The following is a 19,859-nucleotide window of genomic DNA, read 5'->3' as shown; positions in this document are numbered from 1 at the left end:
GCGGCTGGGGTCAACCCCAGCAAGGACTTGCAACGCCGCGGATGGCCCCTTGGAGTCGCAACCCGAAGGGAAGGGGCCGCATCGGGCGCCACTCGGCGTTGCCCGGCTGGCCCGCACGCGAGTGCGGGCTGCACCGTGCGCCTTGATTGGCGCCCGATGCGACCCCTTCGCGCCCCTGGAAATGGCGTTAACAGGCCCTAGAGGGCCTGCTGGGTGAATAATGGGCCCATGCCCTCGCTCACCCCGGTCTCGGTTCCCGCCTCCATCGACGATCCGGTCATGGGGCGCCGGGGCGGGCGGGAACTGCTGTCGCTGGCCTTGATGGACGCGCGAAACCACAGCCTGCACCTGCTGTCGCACTTCGAACAGGGCGGCGGCGCCGGGTCTCGGCCCGGGCTGGATTCGCCTCTGTGGCTGGCCGGCCACATCGGCTGGCTGGCCGAATACTGGATCGGCCGCAACCCGCAGCGGGCCCTGGGTCCGGCCTGCCCCGCCGACGGGGTGCGGCTGGCGTCGATCGAGCCCATGGCCGACCGCTGGTTCAATCCTGCGCTGGCCGCGCCCGAAATGCGCCAGGGACGGGGCTTGCCCAACGGCGAGGCCATTCGCGCCTACCTTCTGGAGACGCTTGAGAGCACCTTGGAGATGCTGGAAAAAGCGCCGGACGAGGACGAGGCGTTGCATTTTTTCCGCGTGGCGCTGTTCCACGAAGACTTGCGCTGCGAACAGTTCGTGATGCTGGCGCAGGCGCTGGGCGTGCCGCTCAAGCTCGCACTGCCCGTGGGCGTTGCCGCACGCGACCCGATCCTCGTGCCCGCGGCGCGCTGGATGCTTGGGTCGCAGCCGGGCGGCTTCGTCTTCGACGTCGAGAAGTGGGCGCATGAAGTCGAGGTGCCCGAATTCGAGATCGACGCGCAGCCGGTCAACTGGGCCCAGTACGTGGAGTTCGTTGACGACGGCGGCTACGACCGGCCCGAACTGTGGTTACCGCAGGGATGGGCCTGGCTCGAGAAGGAGGCGGCGCAGGAAGGCCGCCGCGGGCCGCGCTATGTGGAGCAGATCGGCGTGGCCAGCGGCGCCGTCATGCAGACGCACTTCGGCAAGGGCGCGCGCATGTCTGGCACCCAGAGTGCGATGCATGTGAGCTGGTGGGAAGCGGATGCCTGGGCGCGCTGGGCCGGCCGGCGCCTGGCGACCGAGGTGGAATGGGACATGGCCGTTCAAACGGCGGGCCGCCGGGGCTTTCGCTGGGGAGACGTGCGCGAGTGGACGGCCAGCACGCTGCGGCCGTGGCTGGGCTTCGCACCCGATGCCTGGGCCTTGCACACCGACCTGGAAGCGCAAACGTATTTCGGCCGCGCCCGCGTCCAGCGCGGCGCTTCGTTCGCGGCGCGCTCGCGGATGAAGCACCCGAAGTTTCGGAGCTTCGCGCTGCCGGACAACGACAGTGGGTTCTCGGGCTTCCGGACCTGCGCGTTATGAAAAGTCCCACCAAGGCAGCCGTGCTTTCAGGCTGAGGACTTCTCCGCTGCATTCGGGCACGTAGCCGGGCAGGGCGGCCAGTTGCTGCTGCCATGCGGCGCTGCGCAACACCTCGAGCAGTGCCTGGACGGAAGGCTGGTTCAGCGCCGCCTTCAAGCAGACCAGGTAGTAGTCTTCGTCCAGCAGCGGCACGAAGCCCAGCCCGCGTGAGCGCGCCGCGGCTTCGATGCCCAGGCCGGCATCGGCGGCGCCCGAAGCGACGGCCTGCGCGACGGCGGCATGCGACGGCTCGGTGTTCTCGTATCCGTTGATTGCCGACGCGGCGATGCCGCCTTGGCCCAGCAACTCCTGCAGCAGCACGCGCGTGCCGGTGCCCAGGGCACGATTGACGAAGCGTGCGCCCGTGCGCTGCAGGTCCGCGAGCGACCGCAGGCCATGCGGGTTGCCCGCCGCGACGATCAGCCCTTGCGTGCGCTGCGCGAAACCGATGATCTTGTGCCGGCCCGGCTGTAGCAGCGGGCGGTAGGTCTGGCGTGCGAACGCGCCGCAGCCGGGGAGCCGCGGCACATGGAAGCCGGCCACCTCGCAGCGGCCCTCGTTGAGCGCGCTGATCGCGTCGACGCTGCCGCAAAAGCGCACGTCCAGGTGCAGCCGCGCGCTGGCCGCAGCATGTTCACGCAACGCGGCGAGCGCGTCGTCGTGGCTGGCAAACAGTTCCAGCACGTGGGCCCCATCGTCGAAGGCCACCGCGAACACGCGTTCCAGGTCGGCATGCAGGGCCTCGATTTGCGGCGCGAGGCGCGCCTGCGCCTGGCGCTCCGCCCAGAGCAGCTTGTCGCCGAACTCCGAGAGGCGCGCCGGCTGGCCCTTCTCCCAAATGATGAGGGCGTGGCCCAGCTCGGTTTCCCAACGCTTGAGCTCGCCCCACACGTGGCGGTACGAGAGGCCCAGCCCTTTGGCGGCGGCTGAGATCGAGCCATGTTCGCGGACCGCGTGCAGCAAGTCCATCAGCGGATTGCGGATGGCGCCATCGCGGTCGCGGCGGGCGGCCAGGGAATAGGACAGCTCGATCTTGTGCATGGTCAGCGCCGGCGCTTGGCGGTAACGGCACCGCGCAGCGCCGGAAAGACATCGGCGAGGTCGGCCACGCGGCCGCAGTCGTCGGCCTCGTAACCCGGCAGCTTGTCCACGGCCTGCTTGAACGCGTCGCCGCGCAGCAGCTCCAGCATCTGCTGCACCACGGGCGCGGCCAGCGAGCGGTCGTCGCACAGCAGGAAGTAGCGTTCCGTCGGGCCGGGGATGAAGCCCAGCTTGAAGCGGCGCGCCGGGGTCTCCACGCCGTAGCCCGCATCGGCCATGCCGCTGGCAACGAAGGCGGCCACCGCCGCGTGGGTGAACTCGCACTGCTCGTAGCCCTTGATGTCGGCTGGTGCGATGCGCTCCTTTTGCAGCAGCATGTCCAGCAGGAAGCGAGTGCCAGAGCCGGCCTGCCGGTTGATGAAGCGCACGCCGGGCCGCTTGAGGTCGCGTAGCGAGTAGATCTTCTTGGGGTTGCCCGGCGCCACCATCAGGCCCTGGTGGCGCGATGCCACGTGGATGATCTTCTGCGAGCGCGCGTCCAGCCAGGGCCGGTAGTGGGCGATGGCCTGCGCCTCGAATTCGCCGAGCGGCACATGGAAGCCGGCCACGTCGCAGCCCGCGTTGCGCAGCGACTCCAGCGCCTCCAAGCTGCCGCAGTACTTCAGGTCGTTGGGCACGCTCGCGGCGCCCAGGAAGCCGTGCAGCGTCTCGATCGCGAAGCCGTGGCTGGCATGGATGCGCAGCAGCTCGGGCATGGGCGACAGCAGTTTGCCGATCTCGGCGCCGAGTTCGGAGGCCAGCGAATCCAGCAGCGGCGACAGGCGCGCTGTCACGCGGCGGTCGGCCCAGACCAGCTTTTCTCCGAGGGAGGTGAGGGTCGAGCCCTTGCCGCGTTCCATCAGCACCAACGGCTTCCCGAACAGGGCTTCGCCCTGGCGGACCAGCTCCCAGGCGTGGCGGTATGAAACGCCCAGCACCTGGCAGGCGCTGGCCAGGCTGCCTTGCTCATGCACCCCGACCAGCAACTCGATGACGCGCGGCGCCAGCGTAGGGCCGCCGGCCTGCCGGATCGTCCATTGGGGCTTGATGGCGACTTCGTGCATCGGATCTATATAGGAGATTGAAAGCCTATTAAGCAGGCCAATCGGATCATATTGCGGCGGATTCTATCGGTCAATACACTGGCCGCAACCCCGCCGAGGCCTTATGCCATTGAAAGCCTATTCGCCATGAACATTGCCATAGCAACCGCACGCGGCATCGCCGCCGCCCACAAGGACGTGCCGGGCGGCCTGCTGCCCGCGCTGCACGGCATCCAGGACGCGCTGGGCCATGTGCCGGCCGATGCGGTGCCGGCCATCGCCGATGAATTCAACCTGTCGCGCGCCGAAGTGCATGGCGTCATCAGCTACTACCACCACTTCCGCGCCACGCCGGCGGCGCGGCACGTCATCCACATCTGCCGTGCCGAGGCCTGCCAGGCGATGGGCGCGGATGCGCTGGTCGCCCATGCTCGCAAGCACCTGGGGTGCGAACTGCACGGGCATTCGCGCGACGGCGAATTCACGCTGGAGCCGGCCTATTGCCTGGGCCTGTGCGCCTCTTCGCCGGCGCTGCTGATGGACGATGAGTTGCATGCGCGGGTGACGCCGCAGGCTTTCGACGAACTGGTTGCCGTTGCGAGGAGCGCGGCATGAGCGACACCATCGCCGTTTACGTGCCGCGTGATTCGGCCGCGCTGGCTGCCGGCGCGGACCGCGTCGCGCGCAAAATCGCGTCGCAGGCCGCGCAGCGTGGCATCGCCGTCGATCTCGTGCGCAATGGCACGCGCGGCATGTTCTGGCTGGAGCCGCTGGTGGAAGTCGCCACGCCGCGTGGCCGCGTGGCCTACGGGCCGGTGACGCCGGATGACGTGGCGGGTCTGTTCGATGCGGGGTTCCTGCAGGGCGGCGCGCATGCGCTGCACCTGGGCTTGACCGAAGAAATCCCCTACCTGAAGAAGCAGGAGCGGCTGACCTTCGCGCGCATGGGCGTCACCGATCCGCTGTCGCTGGCCGACTACGAGGCGCACGAAGGTTTCGCCGGTCTGCGCCGCGCGCTGACGCTCGCGCCGGCCGACATCGTGCAGCAGGTGTTCGACGCGGGCCTGCGCGGCCGGGGCGGCGCTGCCTTCCCGGCGGCGATCAAATGGAAGACCGTGCTGAACACGCCGGCATCACAGAAGTACATCGTTTGCAACGCCGACGAGGGCGACTCCGGCACCTTCTCCGACCGCATGACGATGGAGGGCGACCCCTTCATGCTGATCGAGGGCCTGACCATCGCGGCCATCGCCACTGGCGCGACGCAGGGCTACATCTACGTGCGCTCCGAATATCCGCATGCGATCGCGGTGTTGAACGATGCGATCGCGCGGGCCGAAGCGGCGGGCTTCCTGGGCGCGAACATCCTCGGATCGGGCCACCGCTTCTCGCTGGAAGTGCGCAAGGGCGCCGGCTCTTATGTCTGCGGCGAAGAGACGGCGCTGCTGGAAAGCCTGGAAGGCCGGCGCGGCATCGTGCGCGCCAAGCCGCCGGTGCCGGCCATCGAGGGCCTGTTCGGCCAGCCAACGGTCGTCAACAACGTGATCACGCTGGCGACCGTGCCGATCATCCTTTCGCGCGGCGCCGACTTCTACAAGAACTACGGCATGGGCCGCTCGCGCGGCACGCTGCCTTTCCAGCTGGCCGGCAACATCAAGCAGGGCGGGCTGGTGGAGAAAGCCTTCGGTTTGACGCTGCGCGAACTGCTGTACGACTTCGGTGGCGGCTCCGCCACCGGCCGGCCGATCAAGACGGTGCAGGTCGGTGGGCCGCTGGGCGCCTATCTGCCCGAATCGCAGTGGGACATTCCGCTGGACTACGAAGCTTATGCGGCCGTCGGCGCGGTGGTGGGCCACGGCGGGCTGGTGGTGCATGACGACACGGCCGACCTGTCGAAGCTGGCGCGCTATGCCATGGAGTTCTGCGCGATCGAATCCTGCGGCAAGTGCACGCCCTGCCGCATTGGCTCCACGCGTGGCGTCGAGGTCATCGACAAGATCAGCGCCAACAAGAACCGGCACGAGCAGGTGATCCTGCTGCGCGACCTGTGCGACACGATGTTGAACGGGTCCCTCTGCGCCATGGGCGGCATGACGCCTTACCCGGTGCTCTCCGCGCTGAACCACTACCCGCAGGACTTCGGCCTGGCCCAACCCGATCGCGAAGCGGCATAAGAAGGAAACCCCATGCTCGAACATTCCCACGACATCGACTACGGCACGCCCCGCCGCGAGAACGAAGAAGAGGTCACCCTCGACATCGACGGCATGCAGGTCACGGTGCCCAAGGGCACGTCGCTCATGCGCGCGGCGGTGGATGCCGGCGTGCAGGTGCCGAAGCTCTGCGCGACCGACAGCCTGGAGCCCTTCGGCTCCTGCCGCCTGTGCCTGGTCGAGATCGACGGCCGCCGCGGCTACCCGGCCTCCTGCACCACGCCCGCCGAAGCCGGCATGAAGGTGCGCACGCAAAGCCCGAAGCTGCAGGAGCTGCGCAAGGGCATGATGGAGCTGTACATCTCCGACCACCCGCTGGACTGCCTGACCTGCGCGGCCAACGGCGACTGCGAGCTGCAGGACATGGCGGGAGTGACGGGCCTGCGCAACGTGCGCTACGGCTACGACGGCGCCAACCACCTTCATGCCAAGAAGGACGAGTCCAACCCGTACTTCACCTACGACCCGAGCAAGTGCATCGTCTGCAATCGCTGCGTGCGGGCTTGCGAGGAGACGCAGGGCACCTTCGCGCTGACGATCAGCGGACGCGGCTTCGACTCGCGCGTGTCGCCGGGCCAGGACCAGCCGTTCATGGAGTCAGAGTGCGTGAGCTGCGGTGCCTGCGTGCAGGCCTGTCCCACGGCCACACTGCAGGAGAAATCGGTGATCTGGCTGGGCCAAGCCGAGCACAGCGTCATCACCACCTGCGCCTACTGCGGCGTGGGCTGCGGCTTCAAGGCGGAGATGAAAGGCAATGAAGTGGTGCGCATGGTGCCGTGGAAAGACGGCAAGGCCAACGAGGGCCACTCCTGCGTGAAGGGCCGCTTTGCCTGGGGCTATGCGACGCACAAGGACCGCATGGTGAAGCCCATGATCCGCAAGAAGATCACCGATCCGTGGCAGGAAGTGAGCTGGGACGAGGCGGTGAACTACGCCGCATCGGAGTTCCGCCGCATCCAGGCCAAGTACGGCCAGGATTCGATCGGCGGCCTGGTGTCGTCGCGCTGCACGAATGAAGAGGGCTACCTGGTGCAAAAGCTGGTGCGCGCGGCCTTCGGCAACAACAACGTCGACACCTGCGCCCGTGTGTGCCACTCACCCACCGGCTACGGCCTGAAGCAGACGCTGGGCGAGTCGGCTGGCACGCAGACCTTCAAGTCGGTCGAGAAGTCCGACGTGATCATGGTGATCGGCGCCAACCCGTCGGACGGCCATCCGGTGTTTGCCTCGCGCATGAAGCGGCGCCTGCGCGCCGGTGCCAAGCTGATCGTGGTGGACCCGCGCACCATCGACCTGGTGAAGTCGCCGCACATCCGCGCCGAGCACCACCTCAAGCTCAAGCCCGGCACCAATGTGGCGGTGATCAGCGCGATGGCGCACGTCATCGTGACGGAAGGCCTGGTCGATGAAGCCTTCGTGGCCGAGCGCTGCGAGGCCAAGTCGTTCAACGAGTGGCGCGAGTTCGTATCCCGTCCGGAGAACTCGCCCGAAGCGATGGAAGCGGTGACGGGCGTTCCCGCTGCAGATCTGCGCGCCGCCGCACGCCTGTTCGCCACCGGCCACGACGGCAAGAAGAACGGCGCCATCTACTACGGCCTGGGCGTCACAGAGCACAGCCAGGGCTCGACCATGGTCATGGGCATCGCCAACCTGGCCATGGCCACCGGCAACGTCGGCCGCGAAGGCGTGGGCGTGAACCCTCTGCGCGGCCAGAACAACGTGCAGGGCAGCTGCGACATGGGCTCGTTCCCGCACGAGTTGCCGGGCTACCGTCACGTGTCGGACACGACGGCGCGCTCCGCCTTCGAAGCCGCCTGGAACGTGGCGCTGCGCGCCGAGCCCGGCCTGCGCATCCCCAACATGTTCGACGCCGCCATCACCGGCAGCTTCAAGGGCTTGTACTGCGAAGGCGAGGACGTCGTCCAGTCCGACCCGAACACGCAGCATGTGGCCGAGGCCATGATGGCGATGGAATGCATCGTGGTGCAGGACCTGTTCCTGAACGAGACCGCCAAGTACGCCCACGTGTTCCTGCCCGGCTCATCCTTCCTGGAGAAGGACGGCACCTTCACCAACGCCGAGCGCCGCATCTCGCGCGTGACCAAGGTGATGCCGCCCAAGGCCGGCTACGCCGACTGGGAAGTGACGCAGCTGCTATCCAACGCGCTGGGCTACCCGATGAACTACCGCAGCGCCGAGGAGATCATGGACGAGATCGCGGCGCTGACGCCCACATTCAAGGGCGTGAGCTACGCCAAGCTGGCCAAGCTGGGCAGCATCCAGTGGCCCTGCAACGACGAGGCGCCGGACGGCACGCCCACCATGCACATCGGCGAGTTCGTGCGCGGCAAGGGCCGGTTCATCATCACCCAATACGTGCCGACCGACGAGAAGGTCACGCGCATGTTCCCGCTGATCTTGACGACGGGCCGCATCCTGTCGCAGTACAACGTGGGCGCGCAGACCCGCCGCACCGAGAACAACCAGTGGCACAGCGAAGACCGGCTGGAGATTCACCCGAGCGACGCCGAAGACCGCGGCGTGGAGGAGGGTGACTGGGTCGGCATCAAGAGCCGCGCCGGCGAGACGGTGCTGCGCGCGATCATCACCGACCGGGTGCAGCCGGGCGTGGTCTACACCACCTTCCACTTCCCCGAGTCGGGCGCCAACGTGATCACCACCGACAACTCCGACTGGGCCACCAACTGCCCCGAGTTCAAGGTGACGGCGGTGCAGGTGATGAAGGTGATGCAGCCTTCGGCCTGGCAGCAGGAGTACAGCCGCTTCAACCGCATCCAGGAAGGTCTGCTCGAAGCGCGGATCGAAGAAGCCCAATGAAGCCCGACGACGCTTTTCTCGGGCGGGGCGGCGCGCAACAGCTGCGGGTCAGCCGCACGCGCGGCGGGCTGCGTGCCGACGCGCAGGATTGGGTCGCCGACGAAGTGCCGGTGGCACTGGAGTTCAACGGCATCTCGCACGCCGTGATGCTGGCCACGCCGCTGGACCTGGAGGACTTCGCGCTGGGCTTCTCCCTTGGCGAAGGCATTCTGCGCGGACCGCACGAGCTGTACGGCGTGGAGGAAGAGCAGTGCGCCGAAGGCATCACGCTGAAACTGGACGTAGCCAGCTCGGCCTTCGCCCGGCTTAAGGAGCGGCGCCGCACCATGGCCGGCCGCACCGGCTGCGGGCTGTGCGGAACCGAGACGCTGTCGCAGGTGGCGCGGCCTTTGCCCGCGCTGCCCCTGGGCGGCGTGTACGCCAGCGAAGCGGTCGCACGCGCGATGAACGAACTGCGCGCGCTGCAGGTCTTGCAGCACGCCACCGGGGCGGTGCACGCCGCCGCCTGGTGCACGGCGCAAGGCGAAGTGGTGCTGCTGCGTGAAGACGTGGGCCGCCACAACGCGCTCGACAAGCTGATCGGCGCGTTGGCCGCCGAGGGCCGGTTCGCCAGTGACGGTTTCATCGCCGTCACCAGCCGCGCCAGTTTCGAGATGGTGCAAAAAGCGGTGACCGCGGGCGCGCCGCTGCTGGCCGCCGTTTCCGCCGCCACCTCATTCGCCGCCGCGACGGCGCTGGATGCCGGCTTGACGCTGGTGGGCTTCGCGCGCGGCGACGACCTGGTCATCTACACCCACCCCGAACGGATTTCCCCATGCACGTCGAACAGCTGATCAAGATGGCCAACCAGATCGGCAGCTTCTTCGAAGCCATGCCCGACCGCGCGCAGGCGCTGGAAGACGCGGCGCAGCACATCAAGAAGTTCTGGGAGCCGCGCATGCGGCGTGAACTGCTGGCCCACCTCGACAGCGTGGGCAACGGCGAACTCAACGAGACGATGGCGCAGGCGCTGTCGCGGCATCGCGCGATGCTGTCCTGAGTTGAGGCATTTGCGGCTATGAATCCGATTGCATAGCTCGACACTCCCGATGCGCGGGCATGCAGCCCGCACTAGTATCCAACCCCGTCATGAACACCTTTTCCGAGAGCGCTGCCACCGCGTTGCAGCTGATTGCCGGTGCCGATCCGGTCCTGGTGTCCATCGTGGCCCGCTCGCTGGCCGTGAGCGCCGCCGCGTGCGCACTGGCCTGCGTTGCCGGCCTGTTGCTGGGCGCGTGGTTGGGGGTGGCGCGTTTCGCCGGACGCGGTGCGCTGTTGACGGTACTGAATACCTTGCTGGCGCTGCCTTCCGTGGTGGTGGGGCTGGTCGTTTACCTGTTGCTGTCACGCGCCGGCCCACTGGGATTCCTGGGCTGGCTTTTTTCTTTCAAGGCCATGGTGCTGGCCCAGGCGATCCTGGTGTTGCCCGTGGTCGCGGCGCTCACGCGCCAGGTCGTGGAGGACGTGGACCGCGCCAACGGGGAGCAGTTGCGCTCCCTCGGCGCGGGGCCCATGCTTCGCAGCCTGCTGCTGGCATGGGACGAACGCTATGCCCTGCTCATGGTCGTGATCGCGTCATTTGGCCGAGCGATCTCCGAAGTGGGCGCGGTGATGATCGTCGGCGGCAATATCGACGGCTTCACGCGCGTGATGACCACCGCGATCGCGCTGGAAACCAGCAAGGGCGACCTGCCGCTGGCGCTGGCGCTGGGCATCGTGCTTCTTGCCGTGGTGCTGGCGCTCAACGCCGTGATCGCGCTGGTGCGGCGCTGGCGCGTCGGGCGCGATGACAGGCCCCTGCTGCTGCAGGGCGCGCCTTCATGAGCGGCCTCATCAAATTGAAGGGCGTGGACGTGCGCTTCGGCGCCGTGCAGGCGCTGTCCGGCATCGACCTGCGCGTGGCCGCTGGCGAGCGGTTGGCGCTGATCGGCAGCAACGGTAGCGGCAAGAGCACATTGCTGCGCGTGCTGCACGGCCTGGTGAAGCCGGTGGCAGGCTCGGTGCTGCGCGACAGTGCGGCGCGGCAGGCCATGGTGTTCCAGCGGCCGCACATGCTGCGCACCAGCGCGCTCAACAACGTGGCGCTGGGCCTGTGGATTGCCGGTGAGCGCTGGCGGCGGGCTCGCGAGAGGGCCTTGCTGGCCCTCGGGCGGGTGGGCCTGGGCGAGGTGGCGCTGCGCAGCGCGCGGGCGCTGTCGGGTGGGCAACAGCAGCGCCTGGCGCTCGCGCGTGCCTGGAGCCTCAAGCCCGATGTGCTGTTCCTGGACGAGCCGACGTCCAGCCTGGACCCTCACGCCAAGCGTGAGGTCGAGTCGCTGATGGCGGAGTTCGCGGAAGGCGGCATGACGCTGGTCTTCGCCAGCCACAACCTGGGGCAGGTCAAGCGGCTGGCCACGCGTGTGGTGTACCTGGAGCACGGCCGTGTGCTGGCCGACTTGCCGGTGAATGAGTTTTTCAACGGCCCGCGTCTGGTGCAAACCTCGCGCGAGGCTGACCTGTTTGTCAAAGGAGAGCTTGCTTGAAACGTACGTTGGCGTTGTGCCTTTTGTTCCTGGCAGCGGTTGCGCATGCCCAATCCATCACCATGGCATCGACCACATCCACCGAGCAGTCGGGCCTGTTCGGCCACCTGCTGCCGGAATTCAAGAAGGCCAGCGGGCTGGACGTGAAAGTCGTCGCCGTCGGCACGGGCCAGGCGATCGACATGGCGCGCCGGGGTGATGCAGACGTGCTGTTCGTGCATGACCAGGCGGCGGAAGAGAAGTTCGTCGCCGAGGGCGGCGGCGTGAAGCGCTTTGCGGTGATGTACAACGACTTCGTGCTGGTCGGCCCCAAGGCCGATCCGGCGGGTACCAAGGGCCGCGACATCGTGGAGGCGCTGAAGAAGATATCGGCCACCAATGCGCCCTTCATCTCGCGCGGCGACAAGAGCGGCACGCACGCGGCCGAGCTTCGCTACTGGACGCAGGCGGGCTTGGCCGACAAGAGGGGCTCGGGCTACAAGGAATGCGGCTGCGGCATGGGCCCGGCGCTGAACATCGGCAGCTCGTCCAACGGCTATGTGCTGACGGACCGCGGGACCTGGCTGAGCTTCAAGAACCGCGGTGACCTCGCGGTGCTGGTCGAGGGCGACACAAAGCTGTTCAACCAGTACGGCGTGATGGTGGTGAACCCCGCGAAGTTCCCGCACGTCAAGGCGGCGGATGCGCAGAAGTTCGTCGACTGGATCATCTCGCCGCCGGGCCAGTCCGCCATCGCGTCGTACAAGATCGGCGGAGAGCAGTTGTTCTTCCCGAACGCGGTGAAGTGACGCATCGCCGGCACCTCTTGCTTGCGGCGACAGGCGCCTTGCTGTCGGGATGCGGGTCCCCCGCCACGGCTTCGGCGCGTCGTGAAGAGTTAGCCGAATTTTCACTACGGGCTCGCGTACGGGGGCCATGGATGCCGGGTAGCCGATGCAGCGAATGTCCCCGGTCGGCCTACGGCCTTCCTCCTCCTTTATTTCGCCGCCCCGATCCCGCCCTCGCCCTGCTCCGGCATGACATGGGTTGTCATTCCACCAGCGCCACTGATTTCACCTGCGCCCACACCGGGGTACCGGCAACAAGGTCCAGCGCATCCGCCGCGCGTGCGGTGATGCGCGCCAGCAGCATCGACTCGCCGCACGCGAGCCGCACCAGCACCTGCGAAGGGTGGCTGTCCGGCGCGATGCTATCCACCACGCACGGCAGCAGGTTCTGGATGCTGGTGGCACGCGGCTCTTCGGTCGCCAGGCTCACGTCGCGCGCCAGCACGCGCAGGCGCACGCGCCGTCCCGTCGCCACGCCTGTGTCGCGCAACCACAGGCTGCCGCCCGCGAAGTCGACGCGGGCCAGGTGCCATCGCTCATCGCGTTCGCCTACCGTGGCGTCGAGCAAGGCGCCCGCATCCTCGCCGAGGATCACCGGCGCGTCGATGCGCGCGAGCACTTGTGCGGTCGGTCCGGCGGCCGTCACGCGGCCGTGGTCCAGCACGATCAGCGTTTCGGCCAGCCGTGCCACTTCGTCGGCCGAGTGCGTGACGTACAGCATGGGGATGTGCAACTCATCGCGCAGACGCTCCAGCCAGGGCAGGATCTCCTGGCGCCTCGCATGGTCGAGCGATGCCAGGGGTTCGTCCAGCAGCAACAGGCGCGGCTGCGTGGCCAGCGCGCGGGCGATCGCCACCCGCTGGCGCTCGCCGCCGGAAAGCGCGTGCGTGCGGCGCTCGAGCAGGCCGCCGATGCCCAGCAGGTCGATGACGTCGTCCAACGCGATGGCACCGCCTACGGAGCCGGAGCGGCGCTGGCCGTATTGAAGGTTGCCGCGCACGTCGAGGTGGTCGAACAGGCTGGCCTCCTGGAACACATAGCCCAGGGGCCGGCGCCATGGCGGCAGGAAGACGCCGTTGCCCTCGTCCTGCCACACCTCGCCCGCGATTCGCACCAGGGCGCCGGGCGCGCGCTCCAGGCCCGCGACGCAGCGCAGCAGCGTGGTCTTGCCGGAACCCGAGGGGCCGAACAGGGCGGTGATGCCGCGTGCCGGCAGCTCGATGTCCGCCTCCAGCGAGAAGGCGGCACGGGCCAGCGAGAGCCGGACGCGGCTGGTGGGTTCCGCACTCATGGCATCACCCGCGCGCTGCGCCGGTTCAGCAGCGCCAGCGACAGCAGCACCGCGAACGAGAACACCACCATGCCGCCGGCCAACCAGTGGGCCTGTGTGTATTCGAGCGCTTCGACATGGCCGTAGATCTGCGTGGAGACCACCCGTGTCTGCTGCGGGATGTTGCCGCCGATCATCAGCACGACGCCGAACTCGCCGACGGTGTGGGCGAAGCTGAGAATGGCGGCAGTAACGAAGCCGGGCCGCGCGAGTGGCAGTGCCACCGAAAAGAACGCATCCAGCGGACGGGCACGCAACGTGGCGGCCACCTCCATCGGGCGGGTTCCTATCGATTCGAAGGCGTGTTGCAGCGGCTGCACCGCGAACGGCAGTGAATAAATCATCGACCCGAGCAGCAGGCCCGCGAAGGTGAAGGGCAGCGTCCCCAGCCCCAGGGCCTGCGTGAACTGGCCGCCCGGCCCGTGGGGGCCGAGCGCGACCAGCAGGTAGAAGCCCAGCACCGTGGGCGGCAGCACCAGCGGCAGCGTGACCACGGCCGACACCGGTGCGCGCCAGCTCGAACCCGTTCGTGACAGCCACCAGGCCAACGGCGTGGCGAGCAGCAGGAGCAGGACGGTGGTGAGGCTGGCCAGCTTCAGCGTCAGCCAGATCGCATCGAGGTCACCGGCGCTGAAATCGGGCATGAGGAAGTTCAGAGTTCGTAGCCGTAGGAGCGGATGATGGCGCGCGCCTTCTCGCCCTTGAGGTAGGCCGCAAGCGCCGCCGCCGCCGGGTTGTCCTTGCCGCCGCCCAGCGTCACTGCGTCCTGCCGGATCGGCTCGTGCATCGCGCCCGGCACCACCCAGGCCGACCCCTTGGCAATGGCGCCGTCCACCATCACCTGCGACAGGGCGACAAAGCCCAGCGCCGCATTGCCGGTCGAAACGAACTGGTAGGTCTGGGCGATGTTCTCGCCCTGCACAAAGCGCGGGCGCAGGCGCTCCAGCACGTTCATCTTCGCCATGGTTTCCATCGCAGCCGCACCATACGGCGCGAGCTTGGGGTTGGCGAACGCGATGCGCTCGAAGCTGCCCTTGGCCAGCACTTCGCCCTTGCCGTCAACCACGCCGGGCTGCGCGCTCCACAGCACCAGCCTGCCGATGGCGTAGGTGAAGCGTGTGCCGGCAACTCCCAGGCCTTCTTTCTCCAGCCGAGCGGGCGTTTCGTCGTCCGCCGCCAGCAGCATCTGGAACGGGGCGCCATTGCGGATCTGTGCGTAGAAGGCGCCGGTGGCGCCGAAGGCCAGGACAGCCTTGTGCCCGGTGTCAGCCTCGAACGCCGCAGCGATCTTCTGCATCGGCGCCGTGAAGTTGGCCGCGACGGCAACGCTCACTTCCGCGGCGTGCGCACCGGACGCGCATGCCAGCACGCAGGCGGCTTCAACGATGAATCGGCGCATGGCCCCTCGCTATTCAAAAAAGGAATAGCGAGAAGTATACGAGCGGTCCCACCGGGCAAGCACAATCCCCCCATGGCAACCAAGCTCAAACTCGAAGGCGCGCTGGGCCACGCGGCCGCGGACAAGCGCCTGGAAATCCTGCGCCAGGTGGGGCAGGGCGGATCGATCTCGCAGGCGGCACGCGTGGCCGGCGTGAGCTACAAGGCGGCGTGGCAGGCGCTCGACACGCTGAGCAACCTGGCCGGCGCGGCGCTGGTGGAACGTGCTGTGGGCGGCGCCGGCGGCGGTGGCGCCCGGCTCACGCCCGCGGGCGAGCAGTTGCTTTCGGCGGCGCGCGAGCTGGAGCAGACGCGAGCACAGGTGCTGACGCGCATCGCCGGCCGTGGCGGTGCGCTGGTGCCCGCACCGGGCCTGGCGGCGCTGGGTCTGCGCACCAGCATGCGCAACCAGCTGCCGTGCGTGGTGAAGTCACTGCGCGCGCAGGCGGGCGCGATGCGCGTGGAGCTGTCGTTGGCGGACGGCACATCGCTCTTTTCGCGCATCACGCGGGAGAGCGCGCAGTTGCTCGGGCTGGTGCCACGGCAGGACGTGCTGGCGCTGTGCAAGGCAACGGCAGTGGGCGTCGCCCTCACGGCGCCAGCCGTGCCAGGGCGCAACCTCCTGCCCGGGATCGTGAGCCGCGCCTCCCGCGCCGCCAGCGGCGGTGAAGTGGCGCTGGCGCTGGCCGGGGGCCTGCAACTGATCGGCTTCGCCGGCCCGGCGAGCGGGCTCAAGGTTCGCGCAAGCGCCGTGGCGTGGATCGAGGAATCGGCGGTCGCGATCGCGCTGCCGGGATGAGTCTGCTGGGATGAGTCTGCCGGAGGCCCGCACCCGGCGTCGCGTGAAGTTGCTACTTCTGGCCGAGCTTGCGGTACACCGTCGCCCGGCTGATGCCCAGCGCCAGCGCGGCCTGCTGCACATTGCCGCGCGCATCGGCCACGGCTTTTCGGATCAGTGCGATTTCGACATCGCGCAGGGGCACGCGCGGTGCGGCGGTGGCGGCCGTCTGTCCAGGCCGTTGTGGCAGGGCCAGCAGGCGCAGGCCGGACCACAGGGCGACTTCCAGCGGCGACTGCGGCAACTCATGCCGCACGAAGTCGAATAACGGCTCCCAAGGCTGCGCGAACAGGTCGCTGCAGTGCGCGGGCCCGCCCGCCAACGCCAACTGCGGCAGCATCCGGCGCGCGGCCTCGTTGCTGCCCAGCACGGTGCCGTCGCCGTCCAGGCTTACCAGCCCGTCGTCTTCGCTCCCCAGCGAGCGGCCCGGCCAATTCAGGCGCAGCAGCAGGCTGTGGGGCAAGTCGGCCACCAGCGAGTTCTCGATACTGCGCACCGACTGCGCGGCCAGGTGCTTCAGCTCCGGCCGCTCCGCGGCGTTGATGCCTGTGAGGTCCAGCATGCCGATGCAACGGCCGTCGGGGCCGAACAAAGGCGCACCGGCGCAGCTGTAGACGGAGGTGTCGTCGAAGAAGTGCTCGCCCCGATGCAGCCACACCGGTTGCAGCTCGACCAAAGCGGCCCCGATGGCCGTGGTGCCCACGCTGCGCTCGGACAGGTCGACGCCCACGCGCGTGATCAGGTCGGCGCGCCGGTCGCTGCGGTCGATGGGGCCATGCGCATCGATGACCACGCCGTCGCCGTCGGTGAGGATCGCGAAATACCGTGTGCTGGCGAGTGTGCGCGAGAGCCTGTCCAGCACCGGTCGTGCCGCACGCACCAGCGGCTGGCTGGCGTCCAGCACGCGCTTGCGCGCCTGGGCGGGAACCATGTCGAAACCCAGCCGCTGTTCGGGCCGCCGGCCGGCAGCGAGGCAGCGTCGCCAGGACCTTTCGATCCAGGTCTCGACGCCTCGCCCCGCGACGGGCGCGGCGCCCGAAAGCACGGCGCGGCGCGCGCCATCGATCAGCGCGAGCCTGTCGTGGGAAAGGGGTGACGCCTGCGAGCCCGGCACGGATGCTTCGCCTTATTTGGTCTTGCGATAGTTCGCGACCACGGCCTGGCCGTCGGGGCCGGCACGCTTCTCCCAGTCGGTCAGCATGATGGTGCCCACCTGCCGCATGTCGGCCATCAGCTTGGGCGAAGGCGTCATGATCTTCATGCCCTTTTCGGCCAGCGCCTTCTTGTACCACTCGTTCTTTTCCTGGCTGATCTTCCAGCCGCGGGTCTCTGCCTCAGCCGCGGCCTTGGTCACGGTCGCCTGCGTTGCCGGGTCCAGCGCGTCCCAGGCTTTCTTGTTGACGATGACGGCGTTCTTGGGCAACCAGGCCTGGGTGTCGTACCACAGCTTGATGTGCTCGTAGGTCTTGGTGTCGTAGCCCGTGGAGCCGGAGCTCATGTACGACTGCACGACGCCGGTGGCCAGCGCCTGCGACAGCTCCGCGGCTTGCACGGTGACGGGCTGCGCGCCGATCAACTCGGCCACCTTGGCAGTGGCCGGCGAATACGCGCGCCACTTGATGCCGCGCATGTCGGCGACGGAGCTGATTTCCTTGTTCACGTAGATGCCCTGCGGCGGCCATGGCACGGCAAAGAGAATCTGCATGCCCTGGTTGGCCAGGTACTTGTCCAGGGCGGGCTTTTGCGCGGTGTACAGGCGGCGGCTCTCGGCATAGCTGGCGGCCAGGAAGGGCAGGCCGTCCAGGCCGAACAGCGCGTTTTCGTTGTCGAAGTTGGCCAGCAGGATCTCGCCGATCGCCGCCTGGCCGCCTTGCACCGCGCGCTTGATTTCCGGCGCCTTGAACAGGGAGGCGTTGGCATGCACCTGGATCTTCAGCTTGCCGCCGGTGGCCTTGTCGACGTCGTTGGCGAACTGGACCAGGTTTTCCGTGTGGAAGTTGGTGGCCGGGTAGGCTGCGGGAAGATCCCACTTGGTCTGGGCCGTGACCTGTGTGGCCAGGCCCAGCGCCAGCACGGAAAATGCGAACTTGAGTTTCATGGTGACTCCGGGACAATGGTGTGATGAATAGTGGGCCAAGAATAAATGCAATCCCCGCGCCAGCGGACCCGGTTTTACCCCCGGTGAACGGGCCGGCGCGCGGAGGCTTCCTCGGGGTGCTGATGCTGGACACGCGCTTCCCCCGGCCGCTCGGGGACATCGGCCATCCCCAGAGTTTCGGCTTCCCGGTGCGCCAGCGCGTGATCGCCGGCGCCTGGCCGTCGTCTGTCGTCACCAGTGCGGACAAGCTGCGGGGCAGTGGATTGGTGGCCGCTTTCTGCACCGAGGCACAAGCCCTGGAGCGGGAAGGCGCCTCGGCCCTCACCACCAGTTGCGGCTTCCTGGTGCTGGCGCAGCGCGAGATGCAGGGCGCCGTGTCCATACCCGTGGTCACGTCGAGCCTGCTCCAGTTGCCGGGTCTGCTGGCCCGCGAGGCGCAGGTGGGCGTGCTCACCATCAGCGCGGAACATCTGGGCCACGAACACCTGCTGTCGGCGGGCGTGCCGCAGGAACGACTGGGCGACGTCATCGTGCAGGGCATCGCACCCGGCAGCGAGTTCGTGCGCGCCATCCTTGGCAATCGCGACACCATGGACTTTGAACAGGCTCGGGCCGATGTGGTCGCGGCGGCGCAGGCCCTCAAAGACCGCGCACCGCATCTGCGCAGCGTGGTGCTGGAGTGCACCAACATGCCGCCCTATGCACAAGCCGTGCACGATGCGTGCGGCTTCCAGCTCCATTCATTACTGGACTCGCCCGAGTTGCATCTGCGGGACTGATTGCTGCCAAGCGCGTGTCGCGCAGCCGGGGCATACTCTTCGGTTTTCCCCGATTCCCACAAGGAATGCAATGGCAGTGTCGCGACCATCCCCTGCGTCCATCTTTCCCATTTTTACTGTTGTGCTGGCGGCCGCGTTGCTGGCGGCGTGCGGCCAGGGCGGCAACGCGCAGCCGGCCGGCGGTGGCGGCATGCCGCCACCCGAAGTCGGCGTTGTCACCGTGGCGCCAGGCGAGGTCGGGCTCATCACCGAGCTGCCCGGACGGCTCGAGCCGTCACGCGTGGCGCAGGTCCGCGCGCGGGCCGCGGGCATCGTGCAGAAGCGCCTGTTCAACGAAGGCTCCGACGTGCGCAGCGGCCAGCCACTGTTCACCATCGACCCTGGGCCCTACGCCGCCGCGGCCGCGAGCGCGCAGGCCACACTGGCGCGCGCACAAGCCAACCTTGGCCAGGCTAGCGCTCTCGCCGAACGCTACAAGCCACTGGTGGAAGCCAACGCCATCAGCAAGCAGGAATACGCCAATGCCGTCGCCGCGCAGAAGCAGGCTGAAGCGGAAGTGGCCGTCGGCCGGGCCGCGGTGCAGACCGCGCAGATCAACCTCGGCTACGCATCGGTTACGGCACCGATCTCCGGGCGTATCGGCCGCGCGTTGGTGACCGAAGGCGCGCTGGTGGGGCAGGGCGAGGCGACGCCCCTCGCGATGATCCAGCAGGTCAATCCGATGTACGTGAACTTCACGCAATCGGCGTCCGAAGTCATGAAGCTGCGCCGTGCGATGGAGCAAGGCCGACTGACACGCGCTGCCGGCCGCGAAGGCGCATTGGTGCGTGTGGTGCTCGAAGACGGCACCGAGTATCCGCAGCCGGGCCGCCTGCTGTTCTCGGATCTGACGGTCGACGCGACCAGCGGGCAGATCACCTTGCGCGCCGAGATTCCCAATGCCAACGGCGTGCTGCTGCCGGGTCTGTATGTGCGCGTGCGCCTCGAGCAGGCCAAGGCCGGCGACGCCGTGCTGCTGCCGCAACAAGCGGTCACACGATCTGGCCAGGGCGACACCGTGATGGTGGTCGACAAGGACGGAAAGGTTTCACCGCGCAACATCAAGGTGGGCAATGAGCAGAACGGCCAATGGGTCGTGCTGGACGGGCTGAAGGCGGGCGAACAGGTGGTGGTCGACGGGTTCCAGAAGATGCGGCCCAACGCGCCCGTCAAGCCGGTGCCCTGGTCGCCCGGCGGCGCGCCCGCCAAGCCGGCATCAGCCCCTGCGTCGGCGGCCAAGTCTTAAGGCGAAGCG

The 19,859-nt window shown here is 68.1% G+C and carries 19 protein-coding genes; 12 read left to right on the top strand and 7 right to left on the bottom strand.

Features of this window, described 5'->3' with window-relative positions; all coding sequences use genetic code 11:
- The first annotated feature begins 228 nt into the window (after nucleotides 1–228).
- The gene (locus EEB15_RS12100; protein WP_141510111.1) at nucleotides 229–1,482 is read left to right on the top strand and encodes an SUMF1/EgtB/PvdO family nonheme iron enzyme; all 1,254 of its coding nucleotides are present in this window, start codon (nucleotides 229–231) and stop codon (nucleotides 1,480–1,482) included.
- On the opposite strand, the gene EEB15_RS12095 is transcribed toward EEB15_RS12100, so the two are convergent.
- Both EEB15_RS12095 and EEB15_RS12090 read right to left on the bottom strand, forming a co-directional pair.
- The gene (locus EEB15_RS12095; protein WP_141510110.1) at nucleotides 1,477–2,562 is read right to left on the bottom strand and encodes a substrate-binding domain-containing protein; all 1,086 of its coding nucleotides are present in this window, start codon (nucleotides 2,560–2,562) and stop codon (nucleotides 1,477–1,479) included. The two genes, EEB15_RS12100 and EEB15_RS12095, sit on opposite strands and share 6 nt — an antisense overlap.
- Before the next feature lie 2 nt (nucleotides 2,563–2,564).
- Nucleotides 2,565–3,665, bottom strand: a complete 1,101-nt coding sequence (locus tag EEB15_RS12090) for a substrate-binding domain-containing protein (RefSeq protein ID WP_141510109.1) — start codon at nucleotides 3,663–3,665, stop codon at nucleotides 2,565–2,567.
- A 126-nt stretch (nucleotides 3,666–3,791) separates the two neighbouring features.
- On the opposite strand from EEB15_RS12090, the gene EEB15_RS12085 reads away from it, so the two are divergent.
- The 8 genes from EEB15_RS12085 to EEB15_RS12050 all read left to right on the top strand — a co-directional run bounded on the left by EEB15_RS12085 (nucleotide 3,792) and on the right by EEB15_RS12050 (nucleotide 12,044).
- Nucleotides 3,792–4,259, top strand: a complete 468-nt coding sequence (locus tag EEB15_RS12085; RefSeq protein WP_141510108.1) for a formate dehydrogenase subunit gamma — start codon at nucleotides 3,792–3,794, stop codon at nucleotides 4,257–4,259.
- Nucleotides 4,256–5,818, top strand: coding sequence for an NADH-quinone oxidoreductase subunit NuoF (locus tag EEB15_RS12080; RefSeq protein ID WP_141510107.1), 1,563 nt, complete (start codon nucleotides 4,256–4,258; stop codon nucleotides 5,816–5,818). The genes EEB15_RS12085 and EEB15_RS12080 overlap by 4 nt, the downstream gene beginning before the upstream one ends.
- 12 nt (nucleotides 5,819–5,830) lie before the next feature.
- On the top strand, nucleotides 5,831–8,695 hold the full coding sequence (gene fdhF, locus EEB15_RS12075) for a formate dehydrogenase subunit alpha (protein ID WP_141510106.1): 2,865 nt from the start codon (nucleotides 5,831–5,833) through the stop codon (nucleotides 8,693–8,695).
- Nucleotides 8,692–9,528 carry a formate dehydrogenase accessory sulfurtransferase FdhD gene (gene fdhD, locus EEB15_RS12070; RefSeq protein ID WP_141510105.1) on the top strand — a complete coding sequence of 279 codons (837 nt, stop codon included), beginning with the start codon at nucleotides 8,692–8,694 and terminating at the stop codon, nucleotides 9,526–9,528. Before fdhF ends, fdhD begins: the two co-directional genes overlap by 4 nt.
- Nucleotides 9,510–9,734 (top strand): formate dehydrogenase subunit delta, encoded by a 225-nt coding sequence (locus EEB15_RS12065; RefSeq protein ID WP_141510104.1) that lies wholly within the window; start codon nucleotides 9,510–9,512, stop codon nucleotides 9,732–9,734. The genes fdhD and EEB15_RS12065 overlap by 19 nt, the downstream gene beginning before the upstream one ends.
- 89 nt (nucleotides 9,735–9,823) lie before the next feature.
- Nucleotides 9,824–10,558 carry an ABC transporter permease gene (locus tag EEB15_RS12060; RefSeq protein WP_141510103.1) on the top strand — a complete coding sequence of 245 codons (735 nt, stop codon included), beginning with the start codon at nucleotides 9,824–9,826 and terminating at the stop codon, nucleotides 10,556–10,558.
- Nucleotides 10,555–11,256 carry a phosphate ABC transporter ATP-binding protein gene (locus EEB15_RS12055; RefSeq protein WP_141510102.1) on the top strand — a complete coding sequence of 234 codons (702 nt, stop codon included), beginning with the start codon at nucleotides 10,555–10,557 and terminating at the stop codon, nucleotides 11,254–11,256. The genes EEB15_RS12060 and EEB15_RS12055 overlap by 4 nt, the downstream gene beginning before the upstream one ends.
- A complete protein-coding gene (locus EEB15_RS12050; RefSeq protein WP_141510101.1) occupies nucleotides 11,253–12,044 on the top strand; it encodes a substrate-binding domain-containing protein in 792 nt (263 codons plus the stop codon). Before EEB15_RS12055 ends, EEB15_RS12050 begins: the two co-directional genes overlap by 4 nt.
- Before the next feature lie 241 nt (nucleotides 12,045–12,285).
- Here the strand turns inward: EEB15_RS12050 and modC are convergent, their stop codons facing one another.
- The 3 genes from modC to modA are packed head-to-tail and all read right to left on the bottom strand — an operon-like array spanning nucleotide 12,286 to nucleotide 14,812.
- Complete coding sequence (gene modC, locus EEB15_RS12045) at nucleotides 12,286–13,374, bottom strand: molybdenum ABC transporter ATP-binding protein (RefSeq protein ID WP_141510100.1); 1,089 nt, start codon at nucleotides 13,372–13,374, stop codon at nucleotides 12,286–12,288.
- Nucleotides 13,371–14,057: a molybdate ABC transporter permease subunit gene (gene modB / locus EEB15_RS12040; protein WP_141510099.1), complete on the bottom strand. Its 687-nt coding sequence runs from the start codon at nucleotides 14,055–14,057 to the stop codon at nucleotides 13,371–13,373. Before modB ends, modC begins: the two co-directional genes overlap by 4 nt.
- 8 nt (nucleotides 14,058–14,065) lie before the next feature.
- Nucleotides 14,066–14,812 carry a molybdate ABC transporter substrate-binding protein gene (modA, locus tag EEB15_RS12035; protein WP_141510098.1) on the bottom strand — a complete coding sequence of 249 codons (747 nt, stop codon included), beginning with the start codon at nucleotides 14,810–14,812 and terminating at the stop codon, nucleotides 14,066–14,068.
- Between the two features lie 72 nt (nucleotides 14,813–14,884).
- On the opposite strand from modA, the gene EEB15_RS12030 reads away from it, so the two are divergent.
- Nucleotides 14,885–15,649, top strand: a complete 765-nt coding sequence (locus tag EEB15_RS12030; RefSeq protein ID WP_141510097.1) for a TOBE domain-containing protein — start codon at nucleotides 14,885–14,887, stop codon at nucleotides 15,647–15,649.
- 52 nt (nucleotides 15,650–15,701) lie between these two features.
- Here EEB15_RS12030 and EEB15_RS12025 read toward each other — a convergent pair whose 3' ends face one another.
- Nucleotides 15,702–16,802, bottom strand: a complete 1,101-nt coding sequence (locus tag EEB15_RS12025) for a helix-turn-helix domain-containing protein (RefSeq protein WP_141510096.1) — start codon at nucleotides 16,800–16,802, stop codon at nucleotides 15,702–15,704.
- 12 nt (nucleotides 16,803–16,814) lie between these two features.
- Entirely contained in the window at nucleotides 16,815–17,786 is a 972-nt protein-coding gene (locus EEB15_RS12020) for a TRAP transporter substrate-binding protein (protein ID WP_141510095.1), read from the bottom strand.
- 23 nt (nucleotides 17,787–17,809) lie between these two features.
- Between EEB15_RS12020 and EEB15_RS12015 the strand changes: the two genes are divergently transcribed.
- Nucleotides 17,810–18,565 carry an aspartate/glutamate racemase family protein gene (locus EEB15_RS12015; RefSeq protein WP_141510094.1) on the top strand — a complete coding sequence of 252 codons (756 nt, stop codon included), beginning with the start codon at nucleotides 17,810–17,812 and terminating at the stop codon, nucleotides 18,563–18,565.
- 70 nt (nucleotides 18,566–18,635) lie between these two features.
- Nucleotides 18,636–19,850, top strand: coding sequence for an efflux RND transporter periplasmic adaptor subunit (locus EEB15_RS12010; protein WP_141510093.1), 1,215 nt, complete (start codon nucleotides 18,636–18,638; stop codon nucleotides 19,848–19,850).
- The last annotated feature ends 9 nt before the right edge of the window (nucleotides 19,851–19,859 follow it).

The organism is Ramlibacter sp. WS9 (assembly GCF_003797765.1).
Taxonomy (GTDB): domain Bacteria; phylum Pseudomonadota; class Gammaproteobacteria; order Burkholderiales; family Burkholderiaceae_C; genus Ramlibacter.
The sequence above is the reverse complement of the archived record's forward strand: the minus strand, read 5'-3'. Positions and strand labels throughout refer to the sequence as shown.